Source organism: Algihabitans sp., assembly GCF_965226985.1.
In the GTDB taxonomy this organism is placed as follows: Bacteria; Pseudomonadota; Alphaproteobacteria; order Kiloniellales; family DSM-21159; genus Algihabitans.
In genome coordinates this window covers 216,981-232,393 of the sequence record NZ_OZ245712.1, presented here as the reverse complement: position 1 = coordinate 232,393, position 15,413 = coordinate 216,981, and the positions used below count along the sequence as shown (strand labels likewise).

Annotated in this window: 13 protein-coding genes and 1 tRNA gene; 10 read left to right on the top strand and 4 right to left on the bottom strand. The window is 60.6% G+C overall.

What is annotated here, in order from left to right:
• Window positions 1-3 precede the first annotated feature (3 nt).
• The 8 genes from ACO054_RS01045 (at window position 4) to ACO054_RS01010 (ending at window position 11,152) form a co-directional block, all read left to right on the top strand.
• A complete protein-coding gene (locus tag ACO054_RS01045; protein WP_421708589.1) occupies window positions 4-2,358 on the top strand; it encodes a S8 family peptidase in 2,355 nt (784 codons plus the stop codon).
• Window positions 2,359-2,534: 176 nt separating this feature from the next.
• Entirely contained in the window at window positions 2,535-2,768 is a 234-nt protein-coding gene (locus ACO054_RS01040) for a transposase (protein WP_421708588.1), read from the top strand.
• Window positions 2,769-3,666: 898 nt separating this feature from the next.
• Entirely contained in the window at window positions 3,667-3,810 is a 144-nt protein-coding gene (locus ACO054_RS01035) for a DUF3363 domain-containing protein (protein ID WP_421708587.1), read from the top strand.
• A 622-nt stretch (window positions 3,811-4,432) separates the two neighbouring features.
• Window positions 4,433-4,978, top strand: coding sequence for a hypothetical protein (locus ACO054_RS01030; protein WP_421708586.1), 546 nt, complete (start codon window positions 4,433-4,435; stop codon window positions 4,976-4,978).
• Window position 4,979: 1 nt separating this feature from the next.
• Window positions 4,980-7,751: a hypothetical protein gene (locus ACO054_RS01025; RefSeq protein ID WP_421708585.1), complete on the top strand. Its 2,772-nt coding sequence runs from the start codon at window positions 4,980-4,982 to the stop codon at window positions 7,749-7,751.
• A gap of 642 nt (window positions 7,752-8,393) precedes the next feature.
• Window positions 8,394-8,927 carry a hypothetical protein gene (locus ACO054_RS01020; RefSeq protein WP_421708584.1) on the top strand — a complete coding sequence of 178 codons (534 nt, stop codon included), beginning with the start codon at window positions 8,394-8,396 and terminating at the stop codon, window positions 8,925-8,927.
• A gap of 328 nt (window positions 8,928-9,255) precedes the next feature.
• Window positions 9,256-9,456 carry a hypothetical protein gene (locus ACO054_RS01015; protein WP_421708583.1) on the top strand — a complete coding sequence of 67 codons (201 nt, stop codon included), beginning with the start codon at window positions 9,256-9,258 and terminating at the stop codon, window positions 9,454-9,456.
• Between the two features lies 1 nt (window position 9,457).
• Window positions 9,458-11,152 (top strand): recombinase family protein, encoded by a 1,695-nt coding sequence (locus tag ACO054_RS01010; RefSeq protein ID WP_421708582.1) that lies wholly within the window; start codon window positions 9,458-9,460, stop codon window positions 11,150-11,152.
• Window positions 11,153-11,373: 221 nt separating this feature from the next.
• On the opposite strand, the gene ACO054_RS01005 is transcribed toward ACO054_RS01010, so the two are convergent.
• Together ACO054_RS01005 and cpdR are read right to left on the bottom strand one after the other, a co-directional pair.
• A tRNA-Val gene (locus ACO054_RS01005) sits at window positions 11,374-11,448 on the bottom strand.
• A 100-nt stretch (window positions 11,449-11,548) separates the two neighbouring features.
• On the bottom strand, window positions 11,549-11,908 hold the full coding sequence (gene cpdR, locus ACO054_RS01000; protein WP_421708581.1) for a cell cycle two-component system response regulator CpdR: 360 nt from the start codon (window positions 11,906-11,908) through the stop codon (window positions 11,549-11,551).
• Window positions 11,909-12,209: 301 nt separating this feature from the next.
• Here cpdR and ACO054_RS00995 point away from each other — a divergent pair, with 301 nt between their 5' ends.
• On the top strand, window positions 12,210-13,193 hold the full coding sequence (locus ACO054_RS00995) for an N-formylglutamate amidohydrolase (RefSeq protein WP_421708580.1): 984 nt from the start codon (window positions 12,210-12,212) through the stop codon (window positions 13,191-13,193).
• A gap of 104 nt (window positions 13,194-13,297) precedes the next feature.
• Window positions 13,298-13,864 (top strand): GNAT family N-acetyltransferase, encoded by a 567-nt coding sequence (locus ACO054_RS00990; protein ID WP_421708579.1) that lies wholly within the window; start codon window positions 13,298-13,300, stop codon window positions 13,862-13,864.
• Window positions 13,865-13,965: 101 nt separating this feature from the next.
• On the opposite strand, the gene carA is transcribed toward ACO054_RS00990, so the two are convergent.
• Together carA and ACO054_RS00980 are read right to left on the bottom strand one after the other, a co-directional pair.
• A complete protein-coding gene (gene carA, locus ACO054_RS00985) occupies window positions 13,966-15,177 on the bottom strand; it encodes a glutamine-hydrolyzing carbamoyl-phosphate synthase small subunit (protein WP_421710402.1) in 1,212 nt (403 codons plus the stop codon).
• An 82-nt stretch (window positions 15,178-15,259) separates the two neighbouring features.
• A complete protein-coding gene (locus tag ACO054_RS00980; RefSeq protein WP_421708578.1) occupies window positions 15,260-15,406 on the bottom strand; it encodes a hypothetical protein in 147 nt (48 codons plus the stop codon).
• Window positions 15,407-15,413 lie beyond the last annotated feature (7 nt).

Genomic DNA, 15,413 nt, shown 5'->3' with positions numbered 1-15,413 from the left:
GGGATGGCCCAGCTCGACCACCTGCAACTGATCCGTGCCCGCCTGCCGATCGCGCGGCGCAAGACCGGCGGTGGCGGTGCCCCGCCCGGACGAGGCGGCGGTCATGGCGGTGCCCTTCGGACCGAGACCCAGGCTGCGGTCGCGGAGCAGCAAGCCGCAAAGCCAGCTGCCTTCGTCGATCCCTCTCTACTTCTTCGCGTCCAAGTGGATGGGCATATCGCCGAGAGCGAGTGGGAGAGGCTCGGCCTCTCGGTCGTCTCCAGCGATGCGGATCGCACTGTCCTGCTCTTCTCCTCGACGGGCGACGTGACCGAGTTCGTGGATCGCCTCAGCAAGTTCGACGCTCCCCCTGCCAAACCGCATCAGAAGAATCCGAACTACGCCGGCCTAGTGGGACGGATCGACGGGATCGGCGCACTCGCCCCGCGGGATCGGCTCGGGCCGAAGATCAAGGCCGAGGGCTTCACTGAAGCCGAGGATCTTCAGGACGATACTCGTTACGTCCTCGATATTGAACTTTGGGAGTTCGGCACCCGGCCCCGGCGCGAAGCCAAGGTGGCGGAGATCGAACAGTTCCTGACCGCCCAAAGCGGAGCCGTTTACGACACCTATATCGGCCCCTCCATCACCGTGATGCGCGTCGAAGCAACGGGGCGCGGCATCCGGCCTCTTCTCGGCGTACCCGAGATCGCGATCATCGACCTTCCACCGGAGCCGGATCTCGTAGCCCAGCCAATGGTAGCCCTGGACGCGGGCGGAGTCCCAGCCGTCCTCCAGCCGGCGGAAGGTGCGCCGGTCATCGGCGTCCTCGACAGCGGAGTGAATGATCATCCACTTTTGAACGGGCTGGTCGTTGGTCGTCACCTCGGCGAGGGCATCGTGGACACCGCCGATGTTTGGGGACACGGCACTTCCGTCGCAGGAACGGCGATTTTTGGTGATCTGCGCGACGCGATTCCGTTGGGTGCGCTGGAACCGGTCGGGCGGCTGGCCGTGGCCAAAGTCGTAGGCGATAACGGCCGGTTCCCGGAACGACGCACGGTGCCCCGTGTGATGGACGCAGCGATCCGCACGCTACACGCGGACCAAGGCTGTCGGCTGTTCGTGCTGTCGCTTGGCGATACGAACGCCAACCTTCCACAGGGTCGGGTCGGTCCCTGGGCCGCAACCCTGGATGCGCTCGCTCGCGAGCTCGACGTACTAATCGTCGTCTCCGCCGGCAATCGGGGTCGGCCGAGACCATTCAGGTCAGCTACGTCCGAGGAACTGGTAACCGTATACCCCACCTACCTGCTCGAGCCGGAAAACCGGCTGGCCGAGCCCGCGGGCGCGGCGAACGTCGTGACGGTCGGTGCGGTGGCGGGAGGAACCGGTCTCGATGCCCGGCATGCGCAGGACGCAAATGTTCGGCCGATCACGCAGGAATGGGGCGAGCCGTCGCCCTTCACGCGGATCGGACCCGGGGCGGGTGGTGCGCGGAAGCCCGATGTCGTCGACCTTGGCGGGACGGCTGTCTTCGATGTGCCTTCCATCAGCTTGGCTGGCGCGCCGCATCTGCCCGCAGCGGGGGTGATCACTCTGAATCATCGCTACACAGAGCAGTTCCTCACCGCCGCCGGGGGCACATCCTTTGCCGCGCCGCTGTTGATCCACAAGGCCGCGCGCCTGCTCGGCCGTATGCCCAATGCGTCTGCCAACCTCTTGCGAGCGCTCCTCGTGGGCGCGGCGCGCTCGCCCGATGCCTTCGAACGACGGTTGGGGGCGATGACCGCCGCCGAGCGAGTCAGTATCGGAGGCAGCGGGGTCGTCGATCCCATCCGCGCCGCCTACTCGGATGACCATCGTGTCGTCCTCTACGCCGAGGACGCCTTGGAGATGGATCAATTTGCTGTATACCGCCTACCCATCCCACCCGAGTTCCGAACCGGTGGGGCGCGTACGATCCGGGTTTCCCTTGCCTACGACCCGCCTGTCCGCCGCACCCGGAATGACTATCTCGGCACCAAGATGGATTTCCGCCTCCTGCGCGGCATTGATGAGGCAGAGCTCTTTGAGCATTTTCGCAATCGGGACAAGACGTTGGAAGGGGCAGCGCCAGCCGTGCCGCAGAGGTTTAAGTGCAAGCTCCAACCCGGGTCAGACGAGCGGGCGAATAGCACGCTTCAGACGGCCTCTGTCACCTTCAGGCGTGATACAGAGGAGTACGGCGAGGTGTACTACCTCGTTGTGCGATGCCTATCCCATTGGGCCGTGGACCAAGTTCTCAATCAGCGGTTCGCCGTAGTCGTGGAACTCGAGCACCGACCGGAGATCAGGATTTACAACCGTGTTCGTGAGCGCGTTCAGGTACGAGCCTAATTCTTGGCAAAAGCGCTATCCGAGGGCGGGGCAGTTTCACAAAATATACTCTGGTGGACCGGACCTTGCTGCATAGCGCAGTGAAAGTCCCCTCCATCCCACAGAGCGGACACTTGGTCGTGTCCGCTTAGCCGCCACAAGCGAACATCCGAGACACGGAGGCGAATGGCAGCGATGTGCCAGACGCGGAAGACCCTGGCGTCTCGCTGACACCGGCCTCCTCGGTTCCCATCGCGATCGCGCGCTTCTACGCCAAGTCGCGCACGGTCGGCGCTCATTTCGGGCTCACGCCGCGGCGTTGGCAGTCGGGCACCACGGTCGATTACGGTGGGCGGATCTCCAAGAAAGGCGACGGCGATGATCGCACCGAAAGGCTGAGCCGCAGGCAGCGAAAAACGGTTCGGGTTTGACGGGTTCCGCCCGAGGGCGGAACGGTGGGACGGGAGACTGATGAGCGGCGGGAAGCGCGCTATCTTGCCTGTGACGCCCTCCTTGGGAGGTGCGATCACGCGTGAGTGCAGGTGACTGACGCCCCGCCCTGTCCGATCGGAAAGTGAACCGCCGCACCCTCTCTGCGGCTGAGTTCGAAAGAGTGTATGGACCGTCCGATCGTCCCCCCTGGCCCCGTCGCGCGCCCGCGTCTAGAGTAAAGATAAGGGTGATGCCCGAGACTCTACTGTCCAACTTAAGGAAAGAAGATCCATGAGAAAGCAACGGGATAGTCATCAATTTAAGAGCGCAAGATAAAAGGTCATGGTGCAAAGCGGCGCTTTTCCCAGTCTGCACATCGGGTTGGCCTGCACAGGGGGCCGCGCGCCCTGTGCAGGCGGTCAACGCTAAAGCGCTGATGGGATTGCGGGATTGTTGGTGCAAGGATGAAGGCGGCGTTTTCGGAAGGCAACGGCGCGCATAAGTCAGTGAGCGACCATGTCGGACGACAGCGAAGACATCTCCTAGGCAAAGCTAGGACACATCGGCAGCATCGGCGACGGCTGCACCAAAAGCTACATCAGCCGGGTCATGCATCAGGTCTCGATGTCAGGGAATCCAGCTTCGGCAACAGTGTATCTACTGCGCTCGTCAGACGTCGCCGGTAGCTGATCGCGGACGAACTGGCGAGAAAGACCGTCGCCGGGTTTGTCGCCCACTACGACATGCTAGTCGCCCTAACCCGACGCGAAGTTGAGAACTCCGGCAAGAAGTCAGCTCAGCGGAACGGCATGGAGTCTCGCATAGCCAATAGCAGCGAGCGCATCAGCGCAAACTACCGGTAGTTCTTGCAGCTCGTCAGCGGCAAGTACGCCCTTGGTGGAGCGCTCAAAGGATTTCACACTGGTCCTCTGGCGGCCGGTCATCGAGAACGCGCTGGGTCGGCAGGTCTCCGGCCTCATCCGAGGCAGCGGTATCTCTTGGGAGTTTGGCCGCAAGCGAGGACCCGGTACCGGTGTGTAGGATGATATCCCGCTGCATGTCACAGCGAAGTCAAAGCCTACTGAATTAGGCGACCGGGCCTTGAAAGCCATTTGTCACCTATGACCGAGTCCGGTCATTCATCGGGCCTGCTGCGGACGACCGCTTCGAGCCAAGAATTAGAAACGCTGCGCATTGCATTAATGTCCACTTATGCCGATTGCACCGCCTAATTTACTAACAAGGGCTTTACTCACAGCTCAATGCGACAGCATTCACGCCAATGCCGTTGGCAAAGAAGAGCAGGACATCGCTGCCAGAATGTGGAGGTGCCGAATGTGTCTGATAAAGACCGATCCAACCGCGAACATGCATTGTTTCCATCGCCTTTAAGCTGTGCACGGCTTATTCCGGGATTGAGGCCGCTGCGAAAATGGGGGCGGGTTGGCAGCTCAGGTCAGCTTCTTATTGAATGGTTTGCAGACGAAATAGCCACGAAAGACGCAAGGTTCCTGCTGCACATGCAAAAGGCGTAGCGAGAGCATGAAAAAGAATCTGTGGTTGCAAAAAACTGTTGTTTCTTGATTTAGTTTATGCTGCACTCACGAAAGTTGCTCTTCTAGGGTGAAAGCCATGTCCTAAGAAAAACTTGGGGGAATATTTCATGAATGCATTTCAGAATATCTGCATTTTGGGCGTTGTTTCTGTGATAAGCTTTGTTGGTGTGAGTCATCCAACGCATGCGTTAGACTTATCGGCATTCTCCGATTGTGCGGTGATTTCTGCTAAGGCTACCAATGAACGTGCTCAAACATCCGTTAATCGAATCGTTGAGATTCAAATTGTTCCAGGTTTAGGGAGTGCGCTTGAGAACCGGTTCTTTACAACCCCACTGCCTCCTAGAATTATTGACCCTAGAGATTTTTCCTGTAAGCACCGACATACTCGACCCGTTACCAATGCGCAAGTAAGCTCAGCCTTGAGCGAGCATCTGGCGACAATAAACGCGAAAATCAAAGCAAACACAGTTGAAGTTCAACAGACGGTTGCTCAGAGCTTTGCGATCCAAATTGATATTCTTATCGCTGAGGTGGCAGAAATCCGTTCACTTTTGTCTGTGGTAGATGAGCAGGATGCGGCTGTGATCGGTGCTCGACTTGACAGCCTTGAGACGCGTCTCGACGCCTTAACGCAAATCACGAACAACTAAAATGAGACGCTATCTTTTGATGATGGCTGCGGTTGTCGTCAGCTTCAGCTGTTCGACAGCCAGAGCTCAGGAAGTATCGGAGCAGTTTTGGTCATTAGCCACATCTGCGGTCACCAAACCAAGTGGTAAAAGCCTTTATAACGACTACAAGTTGCTTCAAGAATTCGAACGCGAACTCACGCGGATGCCTTGGGATGACGATGGTTCCGATTTGAGCCAGCCATGGCTCCGGCCGGAGCAGACAACAGATGCCTTGCTCGAAACTGCCGGACTGATGGATTACATTGAAGCTCGAACTGCTCAACGCATGGGTGTTTTCACCGACGCTTTGATCGGCAGTCATGCTCAGGGTTACAACTCTGGGGCCAGGGATAGCGACCGGGTTGCGATGGGTACTGAAATTGTTGCGTCAGAGATCAAGTTGCTTGCGTTCCCAGCGGCGGCGGGTAGCGAACTGTTAAACCGCGTCGAAAGTGCTGGGAAGATGTGGGTCGCAGGCGCACTTCGAGACAACGTCGTCGCACCGACGACTCTCAGAGCGTACTCAGACGCTCTACACGTTGACGCAATCAAAGCCTTGGAAGAAGCGCAGCGTACGCAACTTGAGAAGGGCGCAAACTTCTTAGCCAATTTGTACCGACTAGAAGACAGCTTGGAGAATTCATCGGATGGTTCTACGTCCGTAAATGCCGCTGCGCAGAGTCTGGTAGAAGAACTCCGAAGTATCTCGGGTGCTGACGACCTCGATGAGATTTCCCAAAGACTACAAGATGGTGGTTATGGCGAGAGCCGAGAAGAGAAGGAAGAATTTCAGGAACTGGTGGACTCTGCAAAAGAGTTTGTTGCGGGTGCAAGTGAGGTAACCAAGACCGCCAATGAAGTGGCTGCGTTACTAGACGCCGCAAGGGTGGATATCCCGGAACCGGCAGCAAAAGCGCTGAATTTTGCGAACTTCGCCACCGGCGCGGCAACCCAACTCGCGAATGGGAATTTTTTAGGCGCTGCAACAAGCGTCTTTAAATTCTTTGGTCCTAAAAGGCCAAGTGCTGACGAGTTGCGGCATCGGGCGATTATGGGCGCTCTCAATCGAATTGATCGAAAGTTACATTTAGTCCTGAAAAACCAAGCTCGCTTGCTTGAGGGGCAAGCGCGGATCATGCAGCAGTTGGATCGGATGCAATGGACGATGGAGTCTGGGTTTCAGAATCTTGAGGCTTCGTTGCAAGAGAGTACCATTTTAATCTTGCGCGCGATTTTCGCCGGAGATGATCGCGCCATGGCAGTATGCAGTTCAGTATCGGACTCTATAAATCCGGTTCTGTTCCCAGAAAGCGCTGAGAGTATAGACCTGTTTGTCGAACCAAATCGGGCCGGGTTGCCGCAGACAGTGCGGGACAATTGGATGAAGAACCCCCCACCTGTATCTGAGAAACTGAAATACATCTCGAACAGGTACGGTCGCGATTTGAGACGCTGTTACGTAGCGCTTTCTGATCTTTTTAATAGTCTTCAAGGCGGACGACCGATTGATGAGTACTTTTTCATGAACCGTCTTGTGGATGATTTGGATTTAGAGAAGGCCGTTTCTGGCGACGTCACTGCAGAGCAACAGCAGGACGCAGAAAGAACGACCATATTAGCCAAGTCTTTCAGGGATAATCTTTTTAGGCCTGTCGTAACTGGATATTATTTGCCGCGTATGGCAGAACTCTTGGAAGCTGAACAGGGGCTATCCACTTCTGACGCAGAGAAGGCTGCTATTGCTCTTGCCTTTTCGCCACCTCTTGTCACGCAGTTTTCGGCGATTGAAATAACAACGGACATGGATGCGCCTGTAGAGCAACGATCCAGGCTTGTGCGTGATCATTCGGAAGCACGTTCCGCATTGGAAAGGTACTTCACTGCGGCAATCTATAACGAGATTTCACGCCCTTTGTCGGCTCCAAGCGTCTTGTATGCTTCCAACAGCGTTGGCGATCTGCACAGCATCTTTGGCCTGATGGGGAAGCGGCCAGAGCAATTTGCAATGCAGGATAATAGTCAGGTAGTCGGAGGGCTTGCTCACAGTGAGGAGGACGCCTTACGACTGCTGATCCAAGCGTTGCAAGTTGTCGAGATCTTAAGAGCGCAGCAGGCAATGATCGATGGTACATCATTGGTCGAGTTGCTTTGGCGCGATTTGCACAGTCAAGATGAGAAGCGGTGGCAGCACGCTCAAACAGTGCTTTCAACCAGCTCACTTATTCGGGAAAACTTTGCCAGATATGCGCTGTTTCGAGCTGCAACAGACAACGAGCGAAATAGTCCAACTCAATATCGCATCGTACTTGCGGGTGGCAATCGAAGCCAAGTTGAAACCTATCTAGATCGTGCGTTTGGAGACAGGCTCAGAATTCAGGTAGAATGTATTGGTGAGGCTAAAACAGCTACGGTCTGTGACAGCATTTTGGGCAATCGATATCAAACCAACTTCCTTCTAAAGATTAGTTGGCCATCCGATGCGCCCGAAGCAACACCGCTCTTCATGACAAGGCTACCCGGCTTCTTAGAGTTAGAGAGCAGAGCGTACCTTCGTTCGGAAACGTTTCAAAGTGTTCGGTCTGAACATGACCGTCTTCGCAAGGAAGTGGCGAGTTACCGTATGGAAGATGCAATAAACTCTGCACTCATTGCTGACGAAGTGCGTGACTTGGCTCCAAATATCATAGCCCTCTATCAATATTCGCGAAATCTTCAGCGCGGACATCAAAGGCCATTGGTTGAGCCGCAATAGTATTTCCAGAAGTGTCACAGAACGAAGTCCATTGGAGGGCGAGGCGCAGTCACCGGCTGGACGAGAGCCGCGATTGAGAGCAACCGCAGCGAAAGGGTGATTTTGTCCCGCATAGCAGTCGTTCGCCTTCAACGGCATAAACAACAGTCTTGGGTGGGACTTTTTCTCATCCGCTTGAAACGATGGCTGATATCACGCAGAGAGAACGACTAGAATGCCCGGCTGCCGGTCTTGTCGGCGTCATTCCCGCAGCCGCACGCCTGGCCCGCCACCATTAGCGTCAAGGAACTCGACGCCGGCTTTCTCGAAAGCAGACTTGATAGCCGCAAGGTTCGCCGGAATCGGCGTCCTCCGCTCCAGCTCGAAACTATTGACGGTACTGACACTCACCCCAGAAGCTTCGGCAAGTGCTGGTAGGTTCCATCTGAGCAGTCCACGGGCAGCGCGGCATTGGGAAGGCGTCATCACGCGCCGATACTTTCCTTAGTCATAAATTCAGTCAAGGTTACGAGATTATCTTGACCTCACGATATCACGATAATATCGTGAGGTTACGGTATTTTGGTGATATCGAGCGGCACGAGAGGATGCGCCAACACCCTCCCGCGCCTGACCACAACCTGACTTCTGAGGAGTCCGGTCATGGCTAAGCCTATCCGTAGCACAAGCCTTTCGCGGCGGGCCATGCTGGCCCGCAGTTTCGCTCTGCCGGCGGCGGTTTTTCCAGCCGCGCAGACCTTCGCCACCATCCCGACGCCTGCCGCTCTAACCGCCTCCGATCCCGGCCCCGACGCGGAACTCTTCCGGCGCATCGCGCAGGCCAAGCGCCTGCGCAAGCGCTGCGCCCGGGCGCAGCGGATCCGCGACCGCCTCCGCGCGGCGCGCGCGGCCCAGGCGGATCTCCCACCCCTCCCCTGGCGCGGCCCCTTCCCGCCCTACGCCGACCCAGCCTCTCTGCAGCATGCCGAACTGTTCCGGCGCTACGCCGAGGCAGTGCGCGCGGCGGTGGCGCTGCCGGCCCACACGGCCACCGGCCTCCACGCCAAGCTCAGCCTCGCCGCCGTCGCTTCACGGCGGGGCCGGGCGCGGGTCTACCTCTACGAGGACCGCGAGTGGCTGGAGACGGCCCTGGTCGACCTTAGGCGTCTGGCCGAGGCGACCGCACCTGGCGCATGACCGGCCGGAAACGGCTTTTTCGTTTGGGCTTGCCGGCAAGCCTGCCGGGCCGCGCCGGACTGTCAAGGGTCTGGCGACCGCCGCAGGCGGCGGCCTGACGGCCGCCCTTGACAGCCCGGCTTCCTCGGCCCGGCGAGACTGCTGCCATGCCCAAAAAAAGAATCTTGGAGTGAATTGGCCCAGGCTCGACGGCGCTGTCTCATTCCCGCTCGCGCTGGCTGCGGCCTGACCTGACTGCAGACAAAGACTGGGAGTTCGCGGTTGATCGCCCGAGGAGACACGCCCACGTCGGACTCCTTACCCACAAGACTCGGGGAAAGGTCCAGCCATGCCGGAGGACGAGTCTCATCCGGCCGCGTCCAAGGGCGGGACGGCGGCCAACGACAGCGGGACGGCGGCGACGAGACTGGATGCCGCCGTGCTGACCCTCGCCCGTCTGATCGGCCGGCAGATGGCAAGGGAAACCTTCGAGCAGTTGAGCGCCGCCAACGACAACCGTCCGACCGACAACGGCCAGGAGACTTCGTAAGATGACCCGCGCCGCCCTCTACGCCCGCTACTCCTCCGATGCTCAGAACGCGGCCTCGATCGCAGACCAGTTCCGCCTCTGCCGCGAGCAGGCCGAACGGGAGGGCTGGAGCGTGGTAGAGACCTACCAGGACGCCGCCCTCTCCGGCGCAAGCGTCACCCTGCGACCGGGCGTGCAGGCGCTGTTGCAGGACGCGCTAGCCGGGCGCTTCGATGTGGTGCTGGCCGAGGCCCTGGACCGGGTGAGCCGCGATCAGGCCGACGTAGCGACGCTCTTCAAGCACCTGAGGTTTGCCGGCGTGGAGATCGTCACCCTGGCCGAGGGCGCGATCTGCGAACTGCACGTGGGCCTCAAGGGCACCATGAACGCGCTCTTCCTCAAGGACCTCGCGGCCAAAACCCATCGCGGACTGCGCGGCCGGGTCGAGCAGGGCAAGTCGGGCGGCGGCCTTTGCTACGGCTACGATGTGGTGAAAGATCTCGACGGCGCGGGCGCGCCCATCCGGGGCGGGCGCAGCATCAACGCGGCCGAGGCCGAGATCGTGCGTCGGGTCTTCCGGGACTTCGCAGCGGGTGTCAGCCCGCGCGCCATCGCGCAGCACCTCAACGCCGAGGGCATCCCCGGCCCGGCCGGCAAGCTCTGGATCGACACCACCCTGCGCGGCCACGCCCGGCGCGGCACCGGGCTCATCAACAACGAACTCTACATCGGCCGGCTGGTCTGGAACCGCCTGCGCTACATGAAAGACCCGGCGAGCGGCAAACGGGTCTCGCGGCTCAATCCGCCAGAGCAGTGGATCGTCAAGGAGGTGCCGGACCTGCGCATCGTCGAGGACGACCTGTGGCAGGCGGTCAAGGAGCGGCAGGCCGTGCTTGCGATCACCTACGCCCCCGCCATCAAGGCCGGCCATGCCGAGCGCCTGCACCGGACCCACCGGCCGCGCGCCCTGCTCTCCGGCTTGATCTTCTGCGGGAGCTGTGGCGGACGCTATGTGCTGCGCGGCCAGAACCGCTACGGCTGCGCGAACCACATCATGAATGGCAGCTGCCCCAACAGCCGCACCATCGCGCGCGGCGTCCTGGAGGAGCGCGTCATGGCCGGCTTGCGCGACCGGCTGATGGCCCCGGAGGTCGCGGCCACGGCCATGCGCGCCTACGTGGAGGAGAGCAACCGCTTGAAACGCGAAGGCCGCGCCATGGCCGGCGCAGACCGCCGGGCGCTGGTCCAGGTGGACAGGCGCATTGCGGAGATCGTCGCCGTGATGGAGGCGGGCGGCTACAGCCGCGCGCTGATGGCGCGCCTGCAGACCCTGGAGGCCGAACAGGCGGACCTCAAGAGGCGGTTGGAGAGCACGACGGAGGAGCTGCCCGATACATTGCCCACCCTTGCCGGCCTCTACCGCCGCAAGGTGGAGCGCCTCGCCGAGGCGCTGCAGCACCCTGAGGAGCGCGCCGCGGCGACCCAGGCCATCCGGGATATCGTCGGCAGGATCACGCTGACGCCCGGCCCCAAGCGCGGCCAGATCGACGCCACGCTGCATGGCGACCTCGGAACCATCCTCGACTGGGCAGCGGAGAAACGGCAGGAGTTGGCGGAAACCCGGGCTCTAAAGCACCAAACCGACACGTCCCTTTTGGGCGTGTCGGTATCGGTGGTTGCGGGGGCAGGATTTGAACCTGCGACCTTCAGGTTATGAGACTGAATACTCACTTTGTTGTGGCCGGAGCACCATGGGAGATGCAGCGGTATGCTCCTACCTCGCTGTTGCGGCATCCGCTCGCGGGTCGAGATTTGTCGGTGGGTTTAAGCTCAGACCATAAACAGAACAAAAACAGATTAGAGAAAATCCAGAGAAAGCACATGCGTCTATGCGCAAATGCTAAACCTTAATTTCCCTGGAAAATCAACGTTTTGCGATGGTGGGCGCGGCTGGGATTGAACCAGCGACCCCTACGATGTCAACGTAGTGCTCTCCCGCTGAGCTACGCGCCCATCGCGCTAGCGGTGCCAGATGGCCCGCGGTCGGGAGGCAGCGATGTAGCAAGAGCCGGCGGTTTTGACAAGCCTGCCTTGTCTTGCGTGGTCTCGAGTGTCAGGCCGCCAGGATAGCGTCGACTTCCTGGACCAGTTCTCGCAGGTGAAACGGCTTGGACAACACCCTGGCGCCTGGCTGCTCGCGGTTGCGCGCCCGCAGGGCGACGGCCGCGAAACCGGTGATGAACATAACCTTCAAACCCGGCCGGGCTTCCCCGGCGCGACGCGCCAACTCGACACCGTCCAGACCGGGCATCACCACGTCCGCGAGCAGCAGGTCGAACTCCTCCTCGTGCAGACGTGTCAGGGCCGACATGCCGTCGCCATAGCTCATCACCTCGTGCCCAGCACGCTGAAGCGCTGTCGCGAGGAAGCTGCGCATGGATTGGTCATCCTCGGCGAGAAGGATCTTTGCCATAACGTCGAACCTAGAGTGCTGTCGGCGGTGAGGGAAGTTTATCGATCGTCGCTGCCGTCATGAATCGCGCCTCGCTCCTATGCAAGCCGTTTTACTGCAGAAGCCGGCGCGCGCGCACCGCCATCGAGTGTTGAGAATAGCTGTTCCTTGCTACGATCGACTTGCGAGTGCAGTCTGCCGTGAAGCTGGCGAAGGCCCGAGCTCGCAAGAGAGACACTTCGGAACCGTTAACCTGATCGGCAAATCTTGCCAAAGTGTTTCTTGGCAGATCATTGGCAGGCGGACGATAGGGCTTTTTGCCTTGGCCGGACGAAGTCTGCGAGGCATTCTCATCGAATTGATGGACGCTTTTACCGCATATCGGGCCGATCTGCCGCCCAGCCCACCGCTTACCACGCATCATGTCCTGCGGCCGGCCGAGCAGAGTCTGCCTCTCGTCCTCGCTTCGCCTCACAGCGGACGCGACTACTCGGATGATTTCGTCGCCCGCTCCCGTCTGGACGCGCGACAGCTTCGGCGCTCGGAAGACGCTTTCGTCGACGAACTTTTCGCTCCGGCGGTGGATCTCGGCCTGCCTTTGTTGCGGGCCCTTTTCCCTCGCGCCTACGTGGATCCGAACCGTGAGCCTTTCGAACTCGATCCCGCGATGTTCATCGATGCTCTACCTGACTATGCCAACACCCGCTCGCCACGGGTCGCGGCCGGTCTCGGCACCATCGCCAGGGTCGTGGCCAACGGCGCCGAAATCTATCGCGAGAAGCTGACCGTTGCCGAAGCCCTGCAGCGGATCCGCAGCTACTATTGGCCTTATCACAAGGCCCTAAGAGAGCTGATAGACGACACACTGGGGCGCTTCGGGGTCTGCCTCCTGCTCGACTGTCATTCCATGCCGTCGGGCGGCATTGCTCCTCAAGCTATGAATGGTACAAGCAAGGGGCGGACTGCCGTCGGCGGTGGGAAGGCAGCAGGGCGAGTCGATATCGTCCTGGGCGATTGCCATGGCACCGCCTGCAGCCCGGCGGTCGTCGAACGGGCAACAGAGGTCCTCAAGCGTCTGGGCTATCGGGTCTCGCGCAATCAGCCCTATTCCGGCGGCTTCGTGACCCGGCATTACGGCCGGCCTGCCGAGGGCCTGCATGCTCTGCAGATCGAAATCAATCGGGCGCTCTATATGAATGAGGGGACCTATCGGCACGCCGACGGCTTCCAGGCTGTGGCAAGGGACATGGCGACGCTGGTCGCCGACCTCGGCGCGCTCGATCATAGCGAGCTCGCGCCGAGCTAGAGGGAACCGCCGTCCCTGAAACGGCAAACCGGCGGCTCGGCACCGGCCTTCGACCCGACATCGCGTCCCGTGCTACAGCTAGATTTTCTTGTCCAGGTCGGCCCATGTTCGAAGCTTCGCCCCCACCCTCGTCCTCCGACGAGCTGCCGGTCCCAGTGCGGAACGCGGCCCCCGCCGATGCCCTGGCCATCTCCGAACTCTACGGCTGGCATGTCCGCGAAGGCAGAGCCTCATTCGAGCTGACACCGCCGACGGAGACCGAAATGGCGCTCCGGATCGAGGCCATCCAATCGGCCGGCCTGCCCTACCTGATCGCGCAGCAAGAGGGCCAGTTTCTGGGTTTCGCCTATGCAAGTCCCTACCGACCGCGTCCGGCCTACCGCTTCGCGGTCGAGGATAGCGTCTACGTGGCCGCCGACGCGCAAGGCAAAGGGGTCGGGCGCGCCCTGCTTCAAGCCGTCATCGAGCAGGCGACCCTGGCCGGTCGGCGGCAGATGATCGCCGTGATCGGCGACAGCGCGAACGCTGCCTCTATTCAGCTGCATCGCAGTCTCGGCTTCGAGCAGGCAGGCCACCTGCGCAGCGTAGGCTGGAAACACGACGTCTGGCTCGACACGCTTTTCATGCAGCGTGCACTGGGAGCTGGCAATCGGAGCGCTCCGACCGACTGATCGCCCCCCCCCACGGACTGATCGCCCTTCGACCTGAAGGTCGATGCTGGCGGTAGGACATACCGCGTAGCAGCCGGTGGCGCCCCCGATCCGCAGTCCCGCTACCTCTTGCTTTCAGCAATCGCGTCGACGAAGCGCTCGAAGAGGTAGTGGCTGTCCTGCGGTCCGGGCGAGGCTTCGGGGTGGTATTGGACGGAAAAGACCGGGCGCCCCTTGACCCGAATGCCTTCGTTGGATCCGTCGAACAGGCTGACGTGCGTCGGCTCAAGGGCCTCCGGCAAGGTGTCGTCCTGAACCACAAAGCCATGATTCTGGCTGGTGATCTCGACGCGCCCGCTGGCCAAGTCCTTCACGGGATGATTGGCGCCGCGATGGCCGAGATGCATCTTCTCGGTCTTGGCTCCGAGCGCGAGCGACAACAACTGATGGCCCAGACAGATGCCGAAGATGGGCAATCCGGTGTCGGCAAGCAGCCTCTGGAGTGCCGGCACGGCGTAGGTCCCGGTGGCCGCAGGGTCGCCCGGACCGTTCGACAGGAAGACGCCGTCCGGCTTGTGCTTCAAGATTTCCTCACCCGTCGTCGTAGCCGGCACCACGGTGACGTGGCAGCCAAGATCGGCGAGGCAGCGCAGGATATTGCGCTTCGCACCATAATCGACGGCAACGACGCGATACTTCGGCTCCGTCAATCGGCTGTAGCCTTCGCCCAAGCGCCAGCGGGTTTCATCCCACAGGTAGGTTTGGGCGCAGGTCACCGTCTTTGCCAGATCCATTCCGGCCAGACCCGGCCAGGCTTTAGCCTTGTCGCGTAAGGCCGGCAGATCGAAGCGTCCGTCCGGCGCATGAGCGACTACGCCGCTTGGCGCGCCGCTGTCGCGGATATGGTGGGTCAATTGCCGGGTATCGACTCCGGCCAATCCGATCAACCCGTGACTTCTCAGCCAAGCGTCCAGATGCTGCGTGGCCCGCCAACTGGAGGGCTCCGTGATGTCGGCGCGCAGGATTAGACCGCGTGCCGCCGGCGTCATGGTTTCGATGTCCTCGGGATTCGCACCGACGTTTCCGACGTGCGGGAAGGTGAAGGTAATGATCTGTCCGGCATAGGAGGGGTCCGTCAGGATCTCCTGATATCCGGTCATTGAGGTGTTGAAGCACACCTCGCCTTCCGTTACGCCGGTCGCCCCGACTCCGCGCCCCCAGAAAATCGTTCCGTCGGCCAAAACCAGGGCCGCTGTAGCGCCCGGCGGCGGGCCGGCCTCGTCGCGCACGTCGAGACCGCGCGCCGCAAGCGACCGCGCAGCCGCGTCGTTCATCTCTGTCATGGGCAAACCTTGTCCAGCTACCGAGGTGGGGTCGCGCGGTTGCGCAGACCTCCGACTCTTCTATATAGGGGCCTCAATTGACCTGCACGAAGGCGATTACCGCGCAGGGTGGTAGGCGGTCAAGACCGCCAGTCACGGCACTTTCCGGCACGGCGGCCGAGGCGGCCGCAGCGGAGCGTTCGACGGAACGGCTGTCGGACGACAGATCTGAATGGAACATGGCGAGA